The 19908-nt window shown below is 63.9% G+C and carries 31 protein-coding genes and 1 pseudogene; 5 read left to right on the forward strand and 27 right to left on the reverse strand.

What is annotated here, in order from left to right; genetic code table 11:
• Nucleotides 1–34: 34 nt before the first annotated feature.
• From ACPEE0_RS07925 to ACPEE0_RS08035, 23 genes are all read right to left on the reverse strand, one after another.
• Nucleotides 35–226: a hypothetical protein gene (locus tag ACPEE0_RS07925; protein ID WP_424574284.1), complete on the reverse strand. Its 192-nt coding sequence runs from the start codon at nucleotides 224–226 to the stop codon at nucleotides 35–37.
• On the reverse strand, nucleotides 223–663 hold the full coding sequence (locus tag ACPEE0_RS07930; protein WP_424574285.1) for a hypothetical protein: 441 nt from the start codon (nucleotides 661–663) through the stop codon (nucleotides 223–225). Before ACPEE0_RS07930 ends, ACPEE0_RS07925 begins: the two co-directional genes overlap by 4 nt.
• Nucleotides 664–856: 193 nt before the next feature.
• Entirely contained in the window at nucleotides 857–1267 is a 411-nt protein-coding gene (locus ACPEE0_RS07935) for a hypothetical protein (protein ID WP_424574286.1), read from the reverse strand.
• A complete protein-coding gene (locus tag ACPEE0_RS07940; protein ID WP_424574287.1) occupies nucleotides 1264–2562 on the reverse strand; it encodes a replicative DNA helicase in 1299 nt (432 codons plus the stop codon). Before ACPEE0_RS07940 ends, ACPEE0_RS07935 begins: the two co-directional genes overlap by 4 nt.
• Nucleotides 2559–3428, reverse strand: a complete 870-nt coding sequence (locus tag ACPEE0_RS07945; protein WP_424574288.1) for a hypothetical protein — start codon at nucleotides 3426–3428, stop codon at nucleotides 2559–2561. Before ACPEE0_RS07945 ends, ACPEE0_RS07940 begins: the two co-directional genes overlap by 4 nt.
• Nucleotides 3428–4459: a DNA cytosine methyltransferase gene (locus ACPEE0_RS07950; RefSeq protein WP_424574289.1), complete on the reverse strand. Its 1032-nt coding sequence runs from the start codon at nucleotides 4457–4459 to the stop codon at nucleotides 3428–3430. The genes ACPEE0_RS07945 and ACPEE0_RS07950 overlap by 1 nt, the downstream gene beginning before the upstream one ends.
• Nucleotides 4456–4674: a hypothetical protein gene (locus tag ACPEE0_RS07955; RefSeq protein ID WP_424574290.1), complete on the reverse strand. Its 219-nt coding sequence runs from the start codon at nucleotides 4672–4674 to the stop codon at nucleotides 4456–4458. The genes ACPEE0_RS07950 and ACPEE0_RS07955 overlap by 4 nt, the downstream gene beginning before the upstream one ends.
• Before the next feature lie 227 nt (nucleotides 4675–4901).
• On the reverse strand, nucleotides 4902–5414 hold the full coding sequence (locus tag ACPEE0_RS07960; protein ID WP_424574291.1) for a single-stranded DNA-binding protein: 513 nt from the start codon (nucleotides 5412–5414) through the stop codon (nucleotides 4902–4904).
• A 766-nt stretch (nucleotides 5415–6180) separates the two neighbouring features.
• On the reverse strand, nucleotides 6181–6414 hold the full coding sequence (locus tag ACPEE0_RS07965; RefSeq protein WP_424574292.1) for a hypothetical protein: 234 nt from the start codon (nucleotides 6412–6414) through the stop codon (nucleotides 6181–6183).
• 104 nt (nucleotides 6415–6518) lie between these two features.
• On the reverse strand, nucleotides 6519–6878 hold the full coding sequence (locus ACPEE0_RS07970) for a hypothetical protein (protein WP_424574293.1): 360 nt from the start codon (nucleotides 6876–6878) through the stop codon (nucleotides 6519–6521).
• Nucleotides 6878–7501: a hypothetical protein gene (locus ACPEE0_RS07975; RefSeq protein ID WP_424574294.1), complete on the reverse strand. Its 624-nt coding sequence runs from the start codon at nucleotides 7499–7501 to the stop codon at nucleotides 6878–6880. The genes ACPEE0_RS07970 and ACPEE0_RS07975 overlap by 1 nt, the downstream gene beginning before the upstream one ends.
• A complete protein-coding gene (locus ACPEE0_RS07980; RefSeq protein ID WP_424574295.1) occupies nucleotides 7498–8592 on the reverse strand; it encodes a hypothetical protein in 1095 nt (364 codons plus the stop codon). Before ACPEE0_RS07980 ends, ACPEE0_RS07975 begins: the two co-directional genes overlap by 4 nt.
• Nucleotides 8589–8762 (reverse strand): hypothetical protein, encoded by a 174-nt coding sequence (locus ACPEE0_RS07985; protein ID WP_424574296.1) that lies wholly within the window; start codon nucleotides 8760–8762, stop codon nucleotides 8589–8591. The genes ACPEE0_RS07980 and ACPEE0_RS07985 overlap by 4 nt, the downstream gene beginning before the upstream one ends.
• 106 nt (nucleotides 8763–8868) lie before the next feature.
• Nucleotides 8869–8994, reverse strand: coding sequence for a hypothetical protein (locus tag ACPEE0_RS07990; protein WP_424574297.1), 126 nt, complete (start codon nucleotides 8992–8994; stop codon nucleotides 8869–8871).
• Entirely contained in the window at nucleotides 8991–9365 is a 375-nt protein-coding gene (locus ACPEE0_RS07995) for a hypothetical protein (protein ID WP_424574298.1), read from the reverse strand. The genes ACPEE0_RS07990 and ACPEE0_RS07995 overlap by 4 nt, the downstream gene beginning before the upstream one ends.
• A 117-nt stretch (nucleotides 9366–9482) precedes the next feature.
• Nucleotides 9483–9773, reverse strand: a complete 291-nt coding sequence (locus ACPEE0_RS08000) for a hypothetical protein (RefSeq protein WP_424574299.1) — start codon at nucleotides 9771–9773, stop codon at nucleotides 9483–9485.
• A complete protein-coding gene (locus ACPEE0_RS08005; protein WP_424574300.1) occupies nucleotides 9770–9970 on the reverse strand; it encodes a helix-turn-helix domain-containing protein in 201 nt (66 codons plus the stop codon). Before ACPEE0_RS08005 ends, ACPEE0_RS08000 begins: the two co-directional genes overlap by 4 nt.
• Entirely contained in the window at nucleotides 9967–10896 is a 930-nt protein-coding gene (locus ACPEE0_RS08010) for a DNA-methyltransferase (RefSeq protein ID WP_424574301.1), read from the reverse strand. Before ACPEE0_RS08010 ends, ACPEE0_RS08005 begins: the two co-directional genes overlap by 4 nt.
• Nucleotides 10897–11065: 169 nt before the next feature.
• Nucleotides 11066–11221: a hypothetical protein gene (locus ACPEE0_RS08015; RefSeq protein ID WP_424574302.1), complete on the reverse strand. Its 156-nt coding sequence runs from the start codon at nucleotides 11219–11221 to the stop codon at nucleotides 11066–11068.
• Nucleotides 11218–11484 (reverse strand): hypothetical protein, encoded by a 267-nt coding sequence (locus ACPEE0_RS08020; protein ID WP_424574303.1) that lies wholly within the window; start codon nucleotides 11482–11484, stop codon nucleotides 11218–11220. The genes ACPEE0_RS08015 and ACPEE0_RS08020 overlap by 4 nt, the downstream gene beginning before the upstream one ends.
• Nucleotides 11481–11675: a hypothetical protein gene (locus ACPEE0_RS08025; protein ID WP_424574304.1), complete on the reverse strand. Its 195-nt coding sequence runs from the start codon at nucleotides 11673–11675 to the stop codon at nucleotides 11481–11483. The genes ACPEE0_RS08020 and ACPEE0_RS08025 overlap by 4 nt, the downstream gene beginning before the upstream one ends.
• Nucleotides 11672–12211 carry an HNH endonuclease signature motif containing protein gene (locus ACPEE0_RS08030; RefSeq protein WP_424574305.1) on the reverse strand — a complete coding sequence of 180 codons (540 nt, stop codon included), beginning with the start codon at nucleotides 12209–12211 and terminating at the stop codon, nucleotides 11672–11674. Before ACPEE0_RS08030 ends, ACPEE0_RS08025 begins: the two co-directional genes overlap by 4 nt.
• Nucleotides 12211–12498, reverse strand: a complete 288-nt coding sequence (locus ACPEE0_RS08035) for a helix-turn-helix domain-containing protein (protein WP_424574306.1) — start codon at nucleotides 12496–12498, stop codon at nucleotides 12211–12213. Before ACPEE0_RS08035 ends, ACPEE0_RS08030 begins: the two co-directional genes overlap by 1 nt.
• Nucleotides 12499–12688: 190 nt before the next feature.
• Here ACPEE0_RS08035 and ACPEE0_RS08040 point away from each other — a divergent pair, with 190 nt between their 5' ends.
• The 4 genes from ACPEE0_RS08040 to ACPEE0_RS08055 all read left to right on the forward strand — a co-directional run bounded on the left by ACPEE0_RS08040 (nucleotide 12689) and on the right by ACPEE0_RS08055 (nucleotide 15091).
• Entirely contained in the window at nucleotides 12689–13108 is a 420-nt protein-coding gene (locus tag ACPEE0_RS08040) for a transcriptional regulator (protein ID WP_424574307.1), read from the forward strand.
• Between the two features lie 117 nt (nucleotides 13109–13225).
• Complete coding sequence (locus tag ACPEE0_RS08045; RefSeq protein WP_424574308.1) at nucleotides 13226–13489, forward strand: hypothetical protein; 264 nt, start codon at nucleotides 13226–13228, stop codon at nucleotides 13487–13489.
• A 3-nt stretch (nucleotides 13490–13492) separates the two neighbouring features.
• Nucleotides 13493–14623: a tyrosine-type recombinase/integrase gene (locus ACPEE0_RS08050; RefSeq protein ID WP_424574309.1), complete on the forward strand. Its 1131-nt coding sequence runs from the start codon at nucleotides 13493–13495 to the stop codon at nucleotides 14621–14623.
• A 177-nt stretch (nucleotides 14624–14800) separates the two neighbouring features.
• Nucleotides 14801–15091, forward strand: coding sequence for a hypothetical protein (locus ACPEE0_RS08055; protein WP_035751654.1), 291 nt, complete (start codon nucleotides 14801–14803; stop codon nucleotides 15089–15091).
• 176 nt (nucleotides 15092–15267) lie between these two features.
• Here ACPEE0_RS08055 and ACPEE0_RS08060 read toward each other — a convergent pair whose 3' ends face one another.
• Nucleotides 15268–15993, reverse strand: coding sequence for a FadR/GntR family transcriptional regulator (locus ACPEE0_RS08060; RefSeq protein WP_009372912.1), 726 nt, complete (start codon nucleotides 15991–15993; stop codon nucleotides 15268–15270).
• Nucleotides 15994–16186: 193 nt separating this feature from the next.
• On the opposite strand from ACPEE0_RS08060, the gene gndA reads away from it, so the two are divergent.
• The gene (gndA, locus tag ACPEE0_RS08065) at nucleotides 16187–17623 is read left to right on the forward strand and encodes an NADP-dependent phosphogluconate dehydrogenase (protein ID WP_354176108.1); all 1437 of its coding nucleotides are present in this window, start codon (nucleotides 16187–16189) and stop codon (nucleotides 17621–17623) included.
• Nucleotides 17624–17720: 97 nt separating this feature from the next.
• On the opposite strand, the gene epsC is transcribed toward gndA, so the two are convergent.
• The 3 genes and pseudogenes from epsC to msrA all read right to left on the reverse strand — a co-directional run bounded on the left by epsC (nucleotide 17721) and on the right by msrA (nucleotide 19868).
• Nucleotides 17721–18308, reverse strand: a complete 588-nt coding sequence (epsC, locus tag ACPEE0_RS08070) for a serine O-acetyltransferase EpsC (protein WP_424574310.1) — start codon at nucleotides 18306–18308, stop codon at nucleotides 17721–17723.
• A gap of 37 nt (nucleotides 18309–18345) precedes the next feature.
• A complete protein-coding gene (gene cysK, locus ACPEE0_RS08075; RefSeq protein WP_407709581.1) occupies nucleotides 18346–19281 on the reverse strand; it encodes a cysteine synthase A in 936 nt (311 codons plus the stop codon).
• A gap of 36 nt (nucleotides 19282–19317) precedes the next feature.
• A pseudogene (gene msrA, locus ACPEE0_RS08080) lies at nucleotides 19318–19868 on the reverse strand (peptide-methionine (S)-S-oxide reductase MsrA).
• Between the last annotated feature and the right edge of the window lie 40 nt (nucleotides 19869–19908).

Below are 19908 nucleotides of genomic sequence, written 5' to 3' on the forward strand. Positions count from 1 at the left end.
ATGTTCCCGGTCCACTCGACACGGGTCTGAGCGCTCATGCCGTGGCCGCCTGTTCGATCCTGCGGAGGCCGGCCTCAAGCTCAGCGGCGGCTTCCTGGTTGGCGGGGGTGGGGTTCCGGTCAGCCCTTGCCCGGGCGACCTCGACACGGCGCCGGGCGGCCTGCAGGCGGCGGGCATACGCCGCGGGGGACAGGTCAACGCTGGGGGAGTACATCGCGGCGCTCATGACGCCACCCGCCGGCTGAGAGCCTGCACAGCGGCGGCGCGGCGTGCAGCTACCTCGGCGCGTTTCCGGCGGGCCGCGAGGAACCCGGTCAGGGCCTGGGCGGCGGCGACTGTCTCCTCGGTCGGTACCGTGACGCCCTTCCCGTCACACGTCCGGCACAGATCCCCGATCCTGCGGCGCGTCCCAGGTGCCTGCCCAGCCAGGGTCTTCTGGTCCCTGGTCGGGTGGCCGCAGGCCGCGCACGGCCGGATTGCCGGCAGCGGCTCCTTCACGGTTTTGAGCTCCTCGCCGCGGGCTTCCCAGCAGACCTGGCAGAACCCGCCGGAGTAGCGCTTCACCGTGCCCGGGTGCTTCTCCTTCGGCATCTTCGAGGACCGGAGCATCCGCCCGCACGTCCCCTCGCACTCGACCACGCCCTTGATGTATTTGCGTTTCACCGGACGCCCCTCTCGGGGCTCATCGTGGTCGGTAGACTTGTAGGCATCGGAACCCTTCTTTCCGGTCACACCCCGGGCTGTTCGCGCAGTCGCGGGGCTTTCTTTTCGCTTACCCCAAGCATACACCAGCTTTCCCTAGTTTTCCCCTTTTTTGTCTAACTAATTCGGGTTCCACTAGGGAAAGCCGGTACTGCTAAGGAATCTCCCGGACCGTGACGACCATGGCCGGCTGCCCCTTCGGGCCCGGGTAGAGGAACGGCCCGGACACGTACTCGTTGGAATCATCCGTGCACATCCCGTGGTCGATGAGCCCGTCCACGATGGCCTTGGCTGTGGGGTAGAAGTTCATCGCGTCGTAGGTGCCGGCGCGTTCCTTCACGATTAGCCCGGTGATCTCCACCCGGCCGAGGCCCTGGGGGAGCCCGGCCTCCTCGGCAGCGGTCTTGGCGTTGGCCCGCCAGTCCGCCCGGATGGGGGACAGGACCCGCCAGTGGTCCCGGTCGTTCGAGTTGAGCCAGGGCTTGCGCTGGAACAGCTTCCCGGTTTTACGCTTCCGGACCGGCTTCACGACCGGAGCCGGGACGGTCACAACCCACTCCCTCACGCCGCGGCCTGCCGGGGGAGGTGGCCCTTCTCCACGGCCATCGAGTAATGCCCGTAGAAATCGAGCTCCGCGTAATTCGTGGACCCGTGCCGGTTCTTCGCCACCAGCATCTTCAGGTCCCCGCGCAGCTCGCCCATGATCTCCCGGTGCAGCAGGATCACGACATCGGCGTCCTGCTCGATCGCCCCGGACTCGCGCAGGTCCGTGAGCTTCGGCTCCTTCTCCTGCCGGCCCTCGCCGGAACGGTTCAGCTGGGACAGGGCAATCACCGGGACCTCCATGTCCATCGCCAGGATCTTCAACTGCCGGGACATGTCGGCGACGAACTCGTGCCTGTTCCGCTGGTCCCCGGGCGGTGGTGCCATGAGCTGCAGGTAGTCCACGACGATCCCGGCGAGGGGTTTGCGGCGGTGCACGGACCGGGCGAACCGCTTCACGTCCGTGACGCTCATCCCGGAGTTGTCATTCACGAACAACGGGACGTGTTCCCATGCCGCCCGCCGGTCGCGGATCTTCCCCCAGTCCGTGGCGGTGAGGTCCCGCTCGATCAGGCGCCGGAGGTTGATGCCGAGGTCCGCGGACACGGCCCGCATCTGCACGTCCGCGTTGGACATCTCCAGGGAGCAGAACGCCACGGACCCGGCCGCTGTCAACGCCTTAGCGAGCTGCAGCGCGATCACCGACTTACCGACCGCGGGGCGGGCGCCCACCACGTACAGGGCCCCGGGCCGGAGGCCGCCGATGATCTCATTCACCGACCCCCACGGCGTGGGAACGTGGTTCGGTTCCTCGTCCAGTGCCCCCAGCATCAGGTCGATGGTTTCGCCGAAGGACTGCACCGTCGATGTCGTGGCCTTGGACGTCGCGTCCACGGCTTTACGGGCCAGCTCCACCAGTTCGTCCTCGTCACCGGGCCGGGCGGCGAGGTCCTTGATCTTCTGCCCGGCCGCCGTCAGCCGGCGCCTGGTCGCGGCCTTCACCACGATGTCCGCGTAGTAGCCGGCCGTCGAAGCCGAGGGGACCAGCTGGACGATCTCGTGCAGGTAGCCGGGACCGCCGACCTTGCCCAGTTCACCCTCGGTGCTCAGTTCCGCGCCGATCGTGACCGGGTCCACCGGTTTCCCGGCTGCGTGGGCGGCCAGGATGGTCCGGTAGATCGTCTCGTGCGCGGGCCGGTAGAAGTCCGACCCGGACAGGAGTTCCGAGACGTCCATGATCGCCTCACGGGACAGGAGCATCGCCCCGAGGACGGACTGCTCGGCCGTGACGTCATGCTGCGGTGATTCGATGCTCATCCGTGGAACTCCTTCGACCAGGGGCTGGCTGAGTGCTGCTGAGGCTGGGCTTTGGAGAGCCACATGCGGAACCCGGCGTCCCAGTCCCGGAGCTTCCGGTCATGGGCTTGGGCGTGGAGGCGGAACCGTTCGGCCTCGGTGTCGAGGTCTAGGTGCTTTGCCTTGGCGTAGTCCCTGTGCGCGTCGTTCGGCTGCCACTTGTCCGGGAGTCGCAGCTCAGGCTTCGAACGGTTCCCCCGCACCCCCTCACCGCTAGGTGAGGTAGCTGTAGTAGTAGCTGTAGCTGTAGGCAGGGCCTGAGCTTGACCGCCCGTTGGCCTAAACAGAGGGGTAACCGCAGGGGTAAAGCTAGGGGTAAACGGAAGGGTAAGTTCAGGGGTAACCCCATCCGTAAACTCACCCATATCCGTACCCTTACCCTTGAGCAGATCCAGGACTTTCGGCTGCCCAAAAGCCGCCCAATCCGGGTGCTCCTGCTGGAGCCGCTGCAGCTCGTACGTGACCACCTCGCGGACTCGCTTCGAGGCGATTGCCCCGAATGCGTTCACCATGGAGATCGACAGCTTCGGCTGCTTCAGGAGCCCGTCGTGGCGGAGGAAGGACCGGACAAGGATCTCCTCCGTCTCGTCATCGATGAACACATACCGCTTCGCCTGCAGCGCCTCAGCGGTGGCCTGTACGCCCTCGGCTGTGGCGTCCGCGGTCATCGCTGCTATCCTTGCCGGCCGCCAGTCCGCCACGCCCGCGTAGGACAGGGTGGGGTGGGTCATGAGGAGCTTGTAGAGGTGCTGCTCGGCCATGTTCAGGTCCCGGAAGTCCTGGTCCGTCCAGATGGCCGTGTTGATGTTTGCTCGGTCCCGTGCCATCAGGCAGCCACCTCCGTTGCGTTGAAAGCCGCCAGCATGTCCTGGAGCGCTGCCATGGCCTGCTGAGGTACGACGCCATTACCAAGGGCCTTGAGTTGGTCGGCTCGGTTCAGACCAATTGCTTGATCAGTTACGTGCCCCTCTGGGAGGCCCATCATCCATTCAACAAACGCCGTGTTGATCGTGCCCTTGTCTTTGCCTGGCACGTAAAACGCCGGGGCGGGGGCCGGGCGAGTTACGCCTTCCCAGCGTCGAACGGCAGGGGAATATTCTCGAAGAACGCGGAAACTGTTGTGATGTTCGGGGACTTCCTCAACCTGTCGGCCGGGTAGTCGTCCCGCTTCCAGTCCGAAGCTGCTGGCGTCGGCAACAGCAGGTGCTCCAGCTCGTCGGCCAGCGTCGGTCCGTGGCCGCCTGCTTTCCGCTTGTCCGGGTGCTGCGAGCCACCGTTCACTCCAAGCTGTGCGGTTGGTGTTTTCAGCAACGAGAAAGACCCGGAATCGGTTGTGGGGAGCGCCGACGTCAGACGCACGGATGCCACGCCATTCCGCATCGAACCCGACATCGGCCAAGTCTCCAAGTACGGCTCCGAGTGCCCGCAAATGAGATTGATCTCCATCTGCTCCCAAACACCACGCGCACTGTTCCACGACGCTATGTGCTGTGCCACTGAGTAGACCCCTTACGTTTTCGGCCACGACATAGCGGGGCTGGATGGTTTCAATAGCTTCGAGCATGTAGGACCACAGACCGGAACGGGTGCCTTTACCCATGCCGAACTGTTTCCCGGCGAGGCTGAGGTCCTGACAGGGGAAGCCCCCGCTGATGATGTCCACGGGTTCTACGGCTGCCCAGTCGATCTCCGTTATGTCACCGTGGTTAGGAACGTGTGGCCAGTGGTGAGCGAGGATCTTCGAGGGCGCCTCTTCCCACTCGGACACCCATGCGAGTTCGGCGCCAAAGACTTCCTCTACGGCCATACCAAGGCCGCCGTAGCCGGCGAAGAGTTCGCCCAGTTTCGGTCGGCTCATGCCGCATCCCGGTTGATCAGCTGGTGAGCTGCGGAACGCGTGGTGCCCATGGCATCAGCGAGTGCCTGGTATGTGTGGTCCTGCTTCGCCAGGTGGGCGGCTTGCCGGCGGATGACGCGGAGGCGTTCGTAGACGTGGGAGACTTCTCGCAGAATGCTGAGGGAATCTTGTGCCTCAACCGTTGCGGGCGCGGGTGTATCCGGTTTATTGTTCATTAGAACCATTTCCCCTAGTGAATGGTTGGGCCCGTCAGGTGGTAGGACACCGGCGGGTCTTTCTTTGTTTAGGTACTTGTACAGTCTACCCCAGAAGTACCTAACTTTCCCTAGGTAGACACGCAGAAGTTAGGGGAAATGTACTCAGTTTCCCTAACCCGGCTACCTACCTCCAGAAACACAAAAAGGGCCGGGCACCAGTTGGTGCCCGGCCCTTTTGAGGCTGTCTAGAATGGCGGTTCGGAGTCGGGGCCGTTGCCCCAGCCGCCCGAGTTCGACACACCCGGGGTGGCCCACGGGTCATCCTGCTGCTGGTAGTTCCCGCCGCCGTACCCTCCGCCCTGCTGGCCGCCGCCGTTGCCCTGGTTACCGGACCGCTGAGTCCGGTTCACCTTGGCATTCGCATACCGCAGGGAGGGGCCGATCTCGTCAACCTCCAGCTCCGTAACAGTCCGCTTCTCGCCGGATTTATCCTCGTAAGAGCGAGACTTCAGACGACCCTGAGCGATCACCCGCATACCCTTGGACAGTGTCTCCGCCACGTTCTCAGCAGCCTCGCGCCAGATGCTCGAACGGAGGAACAGGGTTTCACCATCGACCCATTCATTCTTGTTCTTGTCGAACGTCCGGGGCGTGCTGGCAATGGTGAAGTTTGCCACCGCTGAACCGCTTGGAGTGAACCGCAATTCTGGATCTGCAGTCAGATTCCCGATGACTGTAATCGTTGTTTCGCCGGCCATTATCGTGCCCACTTCCTGTTGTGCTCACCGCAGTTTCCGCGGCGGGCGTTGATTGATCTGGTTACTGCTTCGAGGTGCTTGGGGTTGACGCATTTCCGGTGATCGCATGGCACCTCGTAGCATCCACTGCCGTTGTGGCAGGTGTGGTCTATGTCCGCCCAATCGGGGGCGGGACCTTCGGAGAGTTCGTAGGAGAACCGGTGAGCCTTGACGAGCCTGGTGCCGTCATGAAACTGGCCGTACCCGTTTTCCCCAGCGTGGCTGTCCAGTGCCAACAGCCGTCCGGCCCTGCGGAACGGTCCACCTTGGCCCAGAACCGTTCTTCCCTGGTCGGCTCCGGACGGTCACACGCTGGTGTTTTGCGGAACCAGGCCGAGTAGTGCGGAGAGCAGTATCCCCGCGCCTTGTGCTGTCGTGTGCAGCCGTCGATCGTGCAATTCTTGGTACCATTCAAGGTAGCTACTCCTTACCGAACCTAAGTGAGTGGTCAAGGCCCGGCCGGTGTTTCCGCACTTGCCGGGCCTGTCCTTATTCTACCTTGATTTGGCTAGGATTCCCTAGGTTTACCTAGGCTGGTTGTGCTTCGGCTTGCTGGTCAGGTGGAGGTATTTGCAGAGCGGACAGCGGTACGCCCGAACCCTTCCGGCGTGCTTTGCCATGGCCCGGTCTGCTGCCTGCTGGTTCCGGTACCGGTCCTTGCCCAGGCACATGCTCCCCGGGGTCCGCCGGAAGCTCATCTGCTCCCGGCGCCGTTTCGCCCCGGCGCTCACGCTGCTGCTCGCTGCGTGACCGTCCGGCGATACAGGTTGTCGATCAGGTTCCACGTCCCCGTCGCGAGGTCATAGAACGGTTCGTTCTCCGGCTCCTGCCACCGGGACAGCTTCCAGCCGTACTCACGAGCCACCGCCGCTAACTTGGGGTCAGACTCGATCAGGTTGTTCATGCGCGAGCACATGACCAGGACGTTCGCCGGGCGGTCCAGAACGCGGGAGCCTCCCATGCCTCTCCCTGCACGATGTTGGGGGACGAAAGTGTCCTCCTGCCCAACGCAACCGCAAACGCAATGCATATCGCGTGCAAGGTAAAGGGCGAAGGCGCGGCCGTTCACGCCGCCAGCCCCTGGATGCCCTGCGCCGCCCACTCCGACTTGATCGCAGAGTTCAGGGACCGGCCAATGTCCAGCCGGTCCCGCAACACCTGGATCGCCTGCCGTGCAGCCCGGAGCTTCTGGTCCGCGATCTCCGCGTCCAGCTTCGCGTCCGCCACCGCGAGGATCGCCGTCTGCTTGCGGAGCCCCTCCGCGCCAGTCGCGTTGATGAACGCACGGGCGTGGGCCACCTCGTAGCGGGACTTCGCCCGGACCGCTTCCTCGTCCAGGCGGGCGATTTCCTCCTGCTTCGCGTCCAACTGCCGGCCCAGCTGGGCCAGCATCAGGATCACGTCGTTGGTGGTGGGCGTTGCCATTACGCCTCGATCTGGGGGAGCGCGGAACCAAGATTCAGGTGCGCGAGGTCCCCGTTACGGTACGCCGCGAACAGCTTCTGCTTGGTCCGCTCCTTGTCCACCGCCTTCGCACCCACATAGGTCACCGAGAACTGGGACGGCTCCGGGGCCTTCAGGTGCTCCACGCCGGGGACCTGCTCACCCTCGGCCGTGATGATCATGTCCCCGTCCTGGAGGAACTGCTCCTCCTGCAGGAACCGGTTCAGCGCCGCCGGCTTTACCTGCTCGTACGAGGACGCAGGGATGACCTTCTCCGGGATCTCTATGGTCTCGATCTCCTCCGGGTGGTTCTTCTTCATCCAGAGGAAGAACGCCGTCTCGTCGGAGACCACAGTTGCGTCCTGCGCCTCAGTCAGGGTCACGGACCCGATCTTGGTACCGTCCGGCAGGGAAACACTGAAAGACTTATTCCCGGAGCGGCGCCACTCTTCCACCAGCGGCTTGAGGTGCTCCTCACGGTCCCGTTTGATCTCCGCCGAGAGGGCGTCCACGATGGTCTTCTTGAACACGAACCGCAGGTTCTCGGCCTTGATGTCCACCTGGACGATCTCGTCGGTCTGGGTTTCGTCGGTCTGTGCGCTCATGCTGCCTGCTCCTTAGTTTCGGTCTGCGGTTTGCTGATGCCTGCGATGCGGTCAAGAACTGCCTGCGGTGCGCCCTTGCCCTGTGCGGATTTCCAGAGGGAGCGGAGGATCTCCACGTTGCCCTTCGCCTCGAAGAGCTGGGCCTCGAGCTGGTCGTCCTGCTCTTGCCCCCAGACGGGTGCGGTGTGCCGGTACTGGTTCAGGGCGGTGGCAGCAGCGTCGTCCGGTGCCGCGGCCTGCCGTGGTGGGGCCGTCTGCTGCGGCGCCGCCTCCGGTTGGTCAGCGACGGCGGCCGAAGCCTGCCCGTCCGCGCCGGAGTGCTGCCGCGGCGACGTCGCCCCCTCGACATCCAGGCCAAGCTTGCGCCACAGCCAATCCACCGTGAAGTCCTTGACCTGGTGCTTCTCGCCCACGGGCAGGTCCAGCTTCAGGGAACGGATACCGCTGATGTAGGCCTTGCCGCGCTCCGGCATTTCCACGATCCCGCCAACGTCGAACGGCAGCGACTTCTGGGCCTTGACCTTGGACGTCTTGTCCTTGGTCGGCTGGCCCTTGTCGTCCATGATGGTGACGATGTCCAGGCGGGCCGTGATGATGGACGGGCCGTCATGGTTCCGGAGGATCTCCATGACGTCCTGCCAGCGGCCCGTGGCGCGGTTCCACAGGTCCGGCCCGATGGTCGCCTCCGCCTCCGGGTCGAACGGCTTGTTCCACTTCTGCGCGGCCTTCTTGGCACGCATGTTCGCCCGCTCCTGCGCCTCGTCGGAGAGCATCTCCCACACGCGGGTGCCGGAGTCGACCACCAGCAGGTTCGGTTTCCCGCCGATGCGCGGCTGGGCGGACGCTTCCCGCAATGCGGTGAGGATGGACTGGTGGGTGCCGTCGTGCTTGGCGATGAGGAACCGGGCACCGGGGATCGCGCCGTACTCGTCCGGGTCATCCTCGCCCACGCCGATCCAGTACGTCTGCCCAATCAAGTCAGAGGCCGAGGCCTGCGCGGAAGCGTAAGACTTTCCGGCCTTCTCCCCGCCGGCGATCAGGAGGATCGGCCAGGTGGGCTTACCGGTTGGTTCACGGAATGTTGTGGTCATCGTGTCATCTCCACGTAGTGTGCTGTGATGCCAAGGTCCCGGCCGCCGCAGGAACGGGCGGCTTCCTTGGCGCGGTATTCGTCCTGGCCGTACGTGCCGATCACGGCGCCGATCTCGTCGTAGACGATCCACTCACCGGCGGGGGCATCGTCTTGTGGTTCCCAGCTCACTGGTCTGTCTCCTTGGTCTGGTCGATGTCGTCGCAGGTGCACTGGCCGGTGCAGATGTGTTGCTCGCAATTGCCGCAGGTAGCCATGCCTCGGCAGTAGCAGCCGGTCACAGTCCCACCGCCGACGCGACGACGGCCACGGCGAGGTGCGGCATAACGAACGCCAGAGCCACACCAGTGGTGAGGACGGCGAACCGGACCACCGCCCGGACCCGCAGATACCCGGCGGTCACGCTGCCAGCTCCCAACGGGTCGGGACCGACGCGACCATGAAGTCGATCTCCCCGAACATCGGGACCGTGATCCACGACCGGACCTGCCCCCGGTTGTCCACCGTGTACGCGCCGTTCAGGTCGAGGAGCTCGTGGGTGCCGTTGGCGAGCTGGCGGAGTTCGAGGGCGTAGCCGACGATCACGTCGACGTCGGTCCAGTTGAGGTCCTTGCGGATCTGCCAGGACAGCTTGCGGGTGAGGTCCTGGATCTCGTCCTCGGAGGGTCCGTAGGCGGAGCATTCGCCGGCGAACCGCTGTACCTCGGCGAAGATGATGTGCGCGGCGGTGTCCTTGTCGAACAGGTATCCGTGGGTGGTATCTTGAAGTGCCATTGCTATCTCCTTTGTCGGTGTGAGCTGTGGCGTGGAGCGGCTCCGTGGCATCGGGGCCGCTCCCTTTTTGCTTACCTAGACAGTCTATTAGGGAAACCTAGGGAAAGCAAGGCAAACTTAGGGAACAAGCGGAACGTTCTCCCACACGCCCACCCGGCGCCGCTGGACAAGGTAGGCAACTTTCCCTAAGTTCTCGTCCGCCCACGCCTGCGCCTGGCCCTGCGTATTGAACCCGCCCTCAACCAGCCGGTCACCCTGCCGCAGCGCATACTCCCACCCGGCACCAGGGAAATACCCGACCTCAATCACTGCTGACACGGCGGCCTCGGCCACCAGTTCGATCAGCTCCGACTCGGCCAGCTCAGCCACGGCGGCCCTCACGGCCTGCCGCAGATCCTCGTTCATCACGCCGCCGCCCTCGGCTGCAGCTTCCGGTACCGGTCCACATCCGACCAGGGAATCCGCAGCGGCGAGTTCTGCCGGCCACGCCCAGCCTTGTACGCGTTCGGGAAGTCCCCGGAGCGTGCCATGATCCGGATCGTCTCCGGGTGGTGGCCTAGGTACTCCGCCACTTCCTTGACGGTGGCGTCACCCTGCCGGCTCACGCCGTCATTCCGAAATCAAGAGCTGCGTTCTGCAAGCGTGTCCTGAGTGACAGATCAAGATATTTCGCATTGAGATCGATGCCGACGTACTTACGCCCGTTGTTCTGAGCTACGAGACCAGTTGTCCCGCTACCGTTGAAAGGATCAAGCACAGTGCCGCCGGGTTTGCACCCAGCCACGACGCAACGCCTCGCCAGCTCTTGCGGGAATACGGCGAAGTGTGCGCCGGGGAACGGCTGAGTGTTGATGCTCCAGACATCTCCTGGGTTCGCGCCGGATTCATGCATGGCACGTGTTTTGGCGTTGGGTCGCTGCCCCGGTGCCTCGTAGGGGATACGTGCTCTACTCGCGGCCGCGACAGTAGATTCTGCGTGCTCCGTCCGAATCGGGTCTAGGTTGAACCAGTACTTCTGCTCCTTTGAGAACAGGAATAGGTTCTCGTGCCTTCCGCTCAACCTGTCGGTGACTGATTCAGGCATTGCATTGGGCTTGTGCCAGATGATCGAATTGCGGAGGATCCACCCGTCATCCTGCAGGGCGAAGGCAACCCGCCACGGCATCCCTAGAAGGTTCTTTCCCGGTATGCCGCTGGCAGGACGATCCGCACTGATGCGGCCTGCAGCCTTGCCGGTATTGGCATAACCCTTCCTACTGCCGCCGCTGTAGGAGTCGCCGAGGTTGAGCCATAGCGTTCCGTCGTCTGCGAGCACCCGCCGCAGTTCTGAGAACAGAAGTCGCTGCCCCTCCACGAACTCTGACGGGGTTTCTTCCTGGCCATACTGCCCCGGCTCGTCGTAGTCCCGCAGACCCCAGTAGGGCGGGGACGTGACAATGCAGCTCACCGATGCATCGGGGAGACTCCGGGAAATTTCAAGACTATGCCCGTGGTACAGGGTGATGGTGTCGTCCTGGTAGTAGAGGCTCATGCCGTCACCTCCAGCGGGACGTTCTCCATGACGTACTGAGCCCCCGACTGGAGCGCAGCCATCCGGCTCGTCTCCGTCGCGACCTTCACCCCGTTGTACTCCGCATGCCAAAACCGCTTCGACGGCGGCGAGATCAGGCAGCACGGTTCCTTGCACTGATAAATCCGGATCACCACTTGACCCCTCTCAAAAGGCGCAGCATCTTCAGCTGCTCGGCTTTGTCCTCAATGACGACCCGGTCCTCACCGTCAATGGATGACGCGTGGAGCGCTTCGGTCGTGGTCGTGCAGTAGGCGGTACGGCTTTCGGTTTCGAGGCGGATCATGCGGCCGCCCTCCAGACCCGGCACAGCCCGTTCTTCCGGCCCGGCCGCCGCGACTCAATCACGCCCACCCGGCGGATCACACCGTCCTTCGCCGCCTCACGGAACAGGGCGCCCCAACAGTTCGGGTGCGGCGGATTCCGCAGGTCGGCCTTCTCGGTCAGGTCGTACGCCGTGAAAGGCTGCCCCTCCTTGGCGACCTTCTCCAACGCCTCGCGGGCGTCGGCCTCCCAGTCCAGATCCTCGAGTGCGATTGCCTGGCTCATAGCTTTCCCTCCGCGAGTGGGGTGAGTGCCTTGATCCACTGGGCAGCGACGTCGGGCGAAACCCAGAAAGTGATGGGATCTGCGACCTTGTTGTCCTCTTCGGACAGGTTGACCATCGTTCGGTCACGGATGACATGCGAGGGTGAAACGGTCATGCGGCCCGGGCGGCTGACCGTGACGCTGACGCTCACGCCGCAACCTCCTGTCGGTCAAGGTCGTTGTGGGTATAGAGCTCGTTGCGCTTGGCTCGGGCCGCCTCTCCTGCCGCTTCAGCGGTGCTGAAGTACCCGACGTGCACTGGCTTGCCGTTGTGGCTCACGGTGGCGGCCCACTTCTTTTGGGCTTTGGCCCAGTGGACGCCCCGGTAACCGGACTTGTTCCGGACATCCAGCGGACCCCGGTTCTCCTGGTTCTGCTTGCGCGTGGCAAGACGCAGGTGATGTGGGTTGACGCATGCCCTGTTGTGGCAGGTGTGGTCTACGTCGAGGGCATCCGGGATGGGCCCGGTGTGGAGCAGGTAGGACAGCTTGTGGGTCCGGGCAGTTGTTTTTCTGCCATCAGCTTTCCTCACGTTCATGCAGCCGTATCCGGCTTTGTTCTTCCCAGCGGTCCACTCCCAGCAGGACTCAGTCTTGTTGACTGCCGTCCAGAAGATGTCAGCGTGAAAGATCAAGTCGGAGTGGGGGACTTTGTCCCATACGCCTCGGTCCCATCCATGGCGGCCCATCAGGAGGCCGCCTTTTCGAGAAGTTCCGGGCGGCGAATGGCCAAGGGCCGGATGCCGAGGTAGTCAGCTACCAGCAACAGTTTCTGATCGGTCAGAGGTTTGAGCCCGGCCTCGATCTGAGCAATGGAGGAACCCCGGACGAAACCAACTGCTGTGGCCAGTTCGTCCTGCGTCGCTCCCTTCGCCAGGCGAAGTTCCCGGAGGGTGGCGCCAACGCGCCCCCAGTCGTCGTTGTAGGGGTGTGCTTTTCGTGGGCCTCTGCGGGTCCCTTTTGTCGGTGTAGGCATGTACACAAGCATAGGGAAAGTTAGGGAACTAGACAAGACAAAGCTAGGGAAAGTTATGCAAAAGTGGTGTTTTCGCAGGTGAGAGCGGAATCACGCGCTTGTAATTTCAAGCATTGTTTCCCTCGAAACGGGCAACTTTCCCGATAGATATACGTTGGACATTCCCTAGATTCGGGCACACCATAAACGTGTGAATGAATCCGAAGCCCTGAAGCATCTGGGGCACCTCATACAGATCGCCCGTGTCGAAATCCAAAGATCGCAAAACATGTTTGCGAAGGACATCGGCCTGAACGTCCAGACTCTCCGGGCAATGGAGCGCGGGGATCGGATGGTGCAGGACCTTGCTCAGGCCAAGGTGGAGCGGGGTTTGGGCTGGAAAACCGGCGCAATCCGTGAAGTCATGGAGGATCGGGAGAACCTGGCACCGGACATGGTCACCCTCGAAGAACTGCGCCGGGGCGCGGGGGAGCCGACATTCCAGGAGATGGAGAATGGAGGGGACAAGTCACGCGTAATGAAGGCGTCACATTTGTCTGACGAGGAGTTGCTAGCGGAGCTTTCATATCGATTTCGTAACTACAGAGTCCAGATAAATGGCGAGTCTTAGGCCCTACGACCCCATCCTGTGGCTAAGCACAGACCACTGACAATTAGGGAAATCTAGGGAAAGTCGTATCCTGTTCGTATCGCTCACGGGGGGCGAGACAGACTTGGGGATTTTCTCTTGACGCATCAGCACCAGAAGGCACACCAGAACGGCCACGACTACTACCGGACCACCTGCCCGGACCGCTGCGACCTCGCAGACAAACGAACAGCGAAACTCACGATCACCCCGCGGGCCTTCCTCGGCGCCGCGATCCTGGACCACCGTATCCCGGTGATCGCCGAAACCCTGGGAACCACGCCCGCCGTCGTGCAGGCATTCCTCGACAACCTCCCACCAGAAGAGTTCCGGGCCCTCGCCCGGATAACCGGAAGGATGTAGCGCATGGCCCGGGTCGATGATCGCTGGATGCTCAAGGACGGGACCCGGACAGCCATGTACGGGAAAGGTTCCCGCTGGCAGGCCGTCTGGACCGAGGCCGGCAAGGAACGGAAGAAAGCGTTCCGGACCAAGGACGCGGCCAAGGCGCACCTGACGCACGTGGACCACAACCAGAGATCCGGGACGTACGTGTCCAGGGACCTCGGCCGCGTCCTTATCGGGGAGCTGCTGGACGCATGGCTCGACTCGTGCGTGCACCTCGCACCGTCCACCCTGGCCACAACCAAGTCCGACGTCCGCGCCACCATCCGCCCCTACTGGGGCGACAAGGTCCTCGCCGATGTCACCAAGGCCGACGTGCAGGCATGGGTCACCAGCATGGCCAAGGCGGCCAGGACCGTGGACACCATCTATGGGCGGTTCCGGAACTTCCTCAACTGGTGCATCAGCGAGGGACGGCTGCAGACCAACCCGGCCACCGGCGTCAAGCTCCCCAAAGGCAGGAAACGGGAGCACATCTATCTCACCGTGGACCAGGTCCGCGCCCTCGCCACCTCCATCGGGGAACGGGACGAGGACCTGATCTGGTTCCTGGCGACAACCGGGCTGCGGTTTGGTGAGGCCGCCGAGCTGCGCGGCCGGGACATCGACCTGCGCCGCCGGCGTGTCATCGTCTCCCGCTCCGTTACCGAAGCGGACGGGCGCATGGTCGTCGGGCCACCGAAGAACGGCGAACCCCGCGACGTGCCGCTGACCGCGTTCATGGCCGAACGGCTCCGGGACAGGGTCAAGGGGCTGGGCCGGGACGAGCTCGTGTTCCCCACCAAGCGGGGTAAGTGGATGCGGTCGAACAACTTCAAGAAACGCACCTACGATCCCGCCGTCGCCGCCGCCGGGCTGCCGCTGGATCTCTGGGTCCACGACCTGCGGCACACCGCCGCGTCCCTGGCCGTCCACTCCGGCGCCTCGGTGAAGTCCGTGCAGCGCATGCTCGGGCACGCCTCCGCGGCCCTCACGCTGGACATCTACGCCGGGCTTTTCGACCAGGAACTCTCCGACGTCGCCGCCCGGATGGACAACCTGCTCGCGCCCAAGCTCGTCCCAGCCCTACCAAATTCCTCCCAAACGGCGTGAAAACCCTGTCATTTCAAGGGGAAAGCGCCACGTTTACACCGTGGATGTCATCGGTTCGATCCCGGTAGGACCCACCACAAAAACCCCGCATTTCCTGCCTTCCAGGCTCACGGAACTGCGGGGTTTTTTCGTTGGCGGCACAGCCGAATGTCAGACCCCCGCCATAGCTTTGCAGTCATGGAACACGTGATAGTCCGCAGGGGCGGAGATGGAATGCCGACGGCGGTGGTCTGCCGGGGACGGGAATGGTCCGTGGGTGCCGAGCCGGTGAGATGGTTCGAACGGATTAACTGGTGGGAGACCCACCGGAGGATGCCAAAGGGCAGAAGCCGCGTGGACGTGGAGATCCTGCAGGTCCAGGTGCGGCTGGGAAGCAACCGGAACTCCGCCCTGACCACCATGGTGCTGGAACGTGACGGACTCGGGGGCGGCTGGCGCCTGCGGGAGTCCCTGGCCGGCGCGGCGTAGCACCAGTCCCAAGGGAAGGGCCTGCGTGCGGGCATTGGAAAACCCTCCACCGCGACTATTGGGGGATGCCGCGGTGGAGGGCCTGAGTTGAATATACCGTGAACTGCAGGAAACAAAAAGTTACCGTTGAATGTGTCTGCAGCATTACCCGGGGCCGGAGTCTTGGGTCACGGCCGTCAGCGGCGGACCGGGATGAAGACGCGCGGCTGCTCGGTCCAGGTATCGGCCATCCGGGCCATGGTCCGGCGAAGGATCCGGTCGGAACCTTCCCTCGCCGCCGCGGCGTCGCCCCTGGCGATCGCTTCCGCCACGTCCACGTGCCACTGCAGGGCAGCCTCGTTGGGGTGGTCGGGCATGAGGCCGTGCACCGTTCGGCCGGTCAGCGTCTCCGCCACCTGGCCCATGAGGTTGGCGAACATCTCATTGCCGGAGCCGGAAAGCAGGAGGGAATGGAACTGGATATCCAGGTCCAGGAAGCGCGGCACCTCACCGTTGAGGCCGGCGTCGCGCATGGCATAGGCCACGTCCACCAGCTCGAGCCTCAGCGGGGCCGGCGCGTTCTGGGCGGCCAGCTCGGCCGCGGCAGGTTCAACGGCCGCCCGCAGCTCGGCGAGGGAGCGAAGCTGCGCGCCGCGGGCGTCGCTGGCAAGCCGCCACCGGATGACCTGCGGATCAAAGGGATTCCAGCGGCTGGGCGGCAGGACCCGGATGCCCACCCGCTTCGTGGTCTCCACCAGCCCCAGTGACTGCAGGACGCGGACTGCTTCACGGATGACGGACCGGGAAACCTTGAGTTCGTCTTCAAGCTGCTCTGCGAGCATGACATGGCCAGCAGGCAGCTCGCCTGCGATGATGCGGGTGCCAAGATTTTCGATGGCACGGTGGTGCAGGCTGCTGGTCATGCCGTTAAGCCTAGTGGGAACGGGCCCGGCGGCCAGGCTGGAGGCGGCCGGCGGCGACACAAAGCATTCCAGTATCCGGTTGCCCCTTTCCTCATACCTCCGGAATATATATGCTTTATTCCGACCCTGGTCATGGCGGGCGGCTTCGACGAGGCTGCCGCCATTCGTCCTGAAGCAATGAATTGGAGTTTTGATGTCTGCACACATCGGTGTCACCGGCCTTGCGGTGATGGGTGCCAACCTGGCCCGCAACCTCGCGCGGAACGGCTTCACCGTCGCCCTGCACAACAGGTCCGTGGAGAAGACCGACGCACTGCTGGAGCGGTACGGATCCGAAGGCGACTTCATCCGCACCGAAACCCTGCAGGAACTGGTCGACTCACTGGAGAAGCCCCGGCGCGTGCTGATCATGGTCAAGGCCGGCAAGCCGGTGGACTCGGTCATCGAACAGCTTGAGCCGCTGCTCGAACCGGGCGACATCATCATCGACGCCGGCAACTCCCACTATGAGGACACCCGCCGGCGCGAAGCCGCGCTGGCCAAGAAGGACCTGCATTTCGTGGGCGTGGGTGTCTCCGGCGGCGAGGAGGGCGCGCTGAACGGCCCGTCCATCATGCCGGGCGGCTCCAAGGAGTCCTACAAGGCCCTCGGCCCGCTGCTGGAAAAGATTTCCGCCAAGGTTGACGGCGAGCCCTGCTGCGCCTGGGTGGGCACCGATGGCGCCGGCCACTTCGTCAAAATGGTCCACAACGGCATCGAATACGCGGACATGCAGGTCATCGGCGAGGCGTTTGACCTGCTGCGCTCCGGGGCCGGAATCGAACCCGCCGAGCAGGCCAAAATTTTCTCGGAATGGAACAAGGGCGAGCTCTCCTCCTTCCTGATCGAAATCTCCGCCGAAGTCCTGGGCCACGTTGACGCGAAGACCGGCAAACCGTTCGTCGACGTCGTGGTGGACGCGGCTGGACAGAAGGGCACCGGCCGCTGGACCGTCATCTCCGCCCTGGAGCTCGGTTCCCCGGTGTCGGGCATCGCCGAGTCCGTCTTCGCCCGTGCACTCTCCTCGCAGGCCGGCCAGCGCAAGCTGGGCCAGGAACTGCTGGAAGGCGGGGAAGCCGCCGTCGAGATCCCGGACACCTTCGTCGAGGACGTCCGCCAGGCGCTCTACGCCTCAAAGCTGGTCTCCTACGCGCAGGGACTGGACATGCTGACCTCGGCAGCCAAGGAATACGGCTGGGACCTGAAGCTGGACGAGATTGCTTCCCTGTGGCGTGCGGGCTGCATCATCCGTGCGGAACTGCTCAAGGACATCACCAAGGCCTACGCCGCGGACGAGAAGCCGGCCAACCTGCTGTTCGCCCCGGCCTTCACGAAGGCCATCGCCGATGCCCTGCCGGCATGGCGGCGCGTGGTGGCCACCGCAGTCCAGCTCGGAATTCCTGTCCCCGTATTCTCCTCCTCGCTGGCCTACTACGACGGCCTGCGCCGCAAGCGTGTTGCTGCCGCCCTGATCCAGGGACAGCGCGACCTGTTCGGTGCGCACACCTACGGCCGGATCGACGCCGAAGGCACGTTCCACACCCTGTGGGGCGAGGACAAGTCCGAAATCGAAGCGGTGGACACCCACTAGCCAGTCCAACGGCAAACGGCCGGCAGTTCCTGGAGATCTCCAGGAACTGCCGGCCGTTACTGTTTGCCTTACGGGATGCCAGCAAAATGGCGGCAGGTCAGATCCGGTATTCGATGTCGTACTCGGCCGGGTCCACCGCGGGCTTGGTCTCCCGCTGCGCGTCGCGGTGCCGCCACTTGGCAGGAACACCGGTGACGATTGACTCCGGCGGCGCGTCCTTAACGACGACGGCGTTCGCGCCCACGGCGCTGTCCCGTCCAATGGTGATCGGTCCCAGGATCTTGGCCCCGGCGCCAATGGTGACGCGGTCGCCAATGGTGGGGTGCCGCTTGATGCGCGCCAGGGAGCGGCCGCCGAGGGTCACACCGTGGTACATCATGACGTCCTCGCCAATTTCGGCAGTCTCACCAATGACCACGCCCATGCCGTGGTCGATGAAGAACCGGCGGCCGATGGTGGCGCCCGGATGGATCTCGATGCCGGTCGCGAACCTGCCCAGCTGGGAGATCAGCCGGGCCGGGAACCGGAGGGCAGGATTCTGCCACAGCCGGTGCGTCAGCCGGTGGATCCAGATGGCATGCAGGCCGGAGTAAGCGAAAAAGTTCTCAAAAGAACCTCGAGCCGCCGGGTCATGGGACCGGGCGGCGTCGAGGTCTTCCTTCAGTCTTGCGAAAAAAGCCCACAAAGTTCTTTCTACAGGAAACGGGCGGAAAGCGGCCTGATCAGCCCCGGATGTCGTCATAGAGCACGGTGGAGATGTAACGCTCGCCGAAGTCGCACACGACGGCGACGATCAGCTTGCCCTTGTTCTCGGGCCGCTTGGCCAGCTCCAGCGCGCCCCAGACAATGGCGCCCGAGGAGATGCCGCCCAGGATGCCTTCCTTGACGCCGAGGTCGCGGGCAACGCGCACGGAATCCTCCAGCGTGGCGTCGAGGACCTCGTCGTAGACGTTGGTGTCGAGGATTTCGGGGACAAAGTTGGCGCCGATGCCCTGGATCTTGTGCGGGCCGGGGGCGCCGCCGTTGAGGATGGCCGAGTCCTTGGGTTCGATGGCCACGATCTGGACGCCGGGCTTGCGCTCCTTCAGGACCTGTCCGACGCCGGTGACCGTTCCGCCGGTGCCGACGCCGGCAACGAAGATGTCCACCTCGCCGTCGGTGTCGGCCCAGACCTCTTCGGCCGTGGTGGTGCGGTGGATCTCCGGGTTGGCCTCGTTCGCGAACTGGCGCGCCCAGATGGCGTTCTCCGTGTTGGCAACGATTTCCTGGGCCTTCTCCACGGCACCGCGCATGCCTTCGGAGCCGGGGGTCAGGACGATCTCGGCACCGAAGGCGCGCAGCATGACCCGGCGCTCGGTGGACATGGTCTCGGGCATGGTGAGGATGACCTTGTAGCCGCGTGCAGCACCCACCATGGCCAGGGCGATGCCCGTGTTGCCGGAGGTGCCTTCCACGATGGTTCCGCCGGGCTTCAGGGCACCGGACTTCTCGGCGGCGTCGACGATGGCCACGCCGATACGGTCCTTGACGCTGTTGGCAGGGTTGTAGAACTCCAGCTTCACGGCGACGGTGGCTTCCAGCCCCTCGCTGAGCCGGTTGAGCCTGACCAGCGGAGTGCCGCCGACCAGCTGCGTTACATCGTCATAGATCCGTGCCATGTACATACGCCTATCTCTGAAGGGTGGATACTGAGGTCAGCCTAACGAGGCGGCGTAACCGTGGCTAAGCGTTAGCCATGCAGAGTAATATTTCCTGGCCTTGGCCAGCTTGGGGTTGATGATCACCTGGCAGTACCCCTGCTCCGGATGCTTGGCGTAATAGTTCTGGTGGAACTCCTCTGCCACATAAAAGCGCGGAAGCCGGCTGACTTCGGTGACGATCGGATCCCGCCACAGCTCCTGTTCCGTTCGATCGCCTCCTCGAACAGGATCTTCTCTTCCGTGGTTTCGTAGAACATCGACGAACGGTACTGCGTGCCGACGTCGTACCCCTGGCGGTTCAGGGTGGTGGGGTCATGGAGGGCGAAGAACATGTCAAGGATGACCTCGGCCGGGATGATGTCCTCGTCGAAGGTCACGGCCACAACCTCGGCATGGCCAGTGGTTCCGCTGCAGACGGAGTAATAGTCGGGGTGGGGGTCGTGCCCGCCGGTGTAGCCGGACACCACCGAGGTGACGCCCATGGTCTTCTGGTAGACAGCGTCAAGGCACCAAAAGCAGCCTCCGCCCAGAACAAAAGTTTTCATGACCTCTTCAATGGTTGGCGGGCCCGGATGATTCCCCTGC

This window comes from Arthrobacter sp. SD76 (assembly GCF_049726125.1).
Lineage (GTDB): Bacteria > Actinomycetota > Actinomycetes > Actinomycetales > Micrococcaceae > Arthrobacter > Arthrobacter nitrophenolicus.

Coding starts and splice junctions, on each gene's coding strand:
- ACPEE0_RS07925 (WP_424574284.1), bottom strand. CDS start 226: ATGAGCGCCGCGATGTACTCCCCCAGCGTTGACCTGTCCCCCGCGGCG.
- ACPEE0_RS07940 (WP_424574287.1), bottom strand. CDS start 2,562: ATGAGCATCGAATCACCGCAGCATGACGTCACGGCCGAGCAGTCCGTC.
- ACPEE0_RS07945 (WP_424574288.1), bottom strand. CDS start 3,428: ATGGCACGGGACCGAGCAAACATCAACACGGCCATCTGGACGGACCAG.
- ACPEE0_RS07950 (WP_424574289.1), bottom strand. CDS start 4,459: ATGAGCCGACCGAAACTGGGCGAACTCTTCGCCGGCTACGGCGGCCTT.
- ACPEE0_RS07955 (WP_424574290.1), bottom strand. CDS start 4,674: ATGAACAATAAACCGGATACACCCGCGCCCGCAACGGTTGAGGCACAA.
- ACPEE0_RS07960 (WP_424574291.1), bottom strand. CDS start 5,414: ATGGCCGGCGAAACAACGATTACAGTCATCGGGAATCTGACTGCAGAT.
- ACPEE0_RS07965 (WP_424574292.1), bottom strand. CDS start 6,414: ATGGGAGGCTCCCGCGTTCTGGACCGCCCGGCGAACGTCCTGGTCATG.
- ACPEE0_RS07970 (WP_424574293.1), bottom strand. CDS start 6,878: ATGGCAACGCCCACCACCAACGACGTGATCCTGATGCTGGCCCAGCTG.
- ACPEE0_RS07975 (WP_424574294.1), bottom strand. CDS start 7,501: ATGAGCGCACAGACCGACGAAACCCAGACCGACGAGATCGTCCAGGTG.
- ACPEE0_RS07980 (WP_424574295.1), bottom strand. CDS start 8,592: ATGACCACAACATTCCGTGAACCAACCGGTAAGCCCACCTGGCCGATC.
- ACPEE0_RS07995 (WP_424574298.1), bottom strand. CDS start 9,365: ATGGCACTTCAAGATACCACCCACGGATACCTGTTCGACAAGGACACC.
- ACPEE0_RS08010 (WP_424574301.1), bottom strand. CDS start 10,896: ATGAGCCTCTACTACCAGGACGACACCATCACCCTGTACCACGGGCAT.
- ACPEE0_RS08015 (WP_424574302.1), bottom strand. CDS start 11,221: ATGATCCGCCTCGAAACCGAAAGCCGTACCGCCTACTGCACGACCACG.
- ACPEE0_RS08020 (WP_424574303.1), bottom strand. CDS start 11,484: ATGAGCCAGGCAATCGCACTCGAGGATCTGGACTGGGAGGCCGACGCC.
- ACPEE0_RS08030 (WP_424574305.1), bottom strand. CDS start 12,211: ATGGGCCGCCATGGATGGGACCGAGGCGTATGGGACAAAGTCCCCCAC.
- ACPEE0_RS08035 (WP_424574306.1), bottom strand. CDS start 12,498: ATGCCTACACCGACAAAAGGGACCCGCAGAGGCCCACGAAAAGCACAC.
- ACPEE0_RS08050 (WP_424574309.1), top strand. CDS start 13,493: ATGGCCCGGGTCGATGATCGCTGGATGCTCAAGGACGGGACCCGGACA.
- ACPEE0_RS08055 (WP_035751654.1), top strand. CDS start 14,801: ATGGAACACGTGATAGTCCGCAGGGGCGGAGATGGAATGCCGACGGCG.
- ACPEE0_RS08060 (WP_009372912.1), bottom strand. CDS start 15,993: ATGACCAGCAGCCTGCACCACCGTGCCATCGAAAATCTTGGCACCCGC.
- gndA (WP_354176108.1), top strand. CDS start 16,187: ATGTCTGCACACATCGGTGTCACCGGCCTTGCGGTGATGGGTGCCAAC.
- cysK (WP_407709581.1), bottom strand. CDS start 19,281: ATGGCACGGATCTATGACGATGTAACGCAGCTGGTCGGCGGCACTCCG.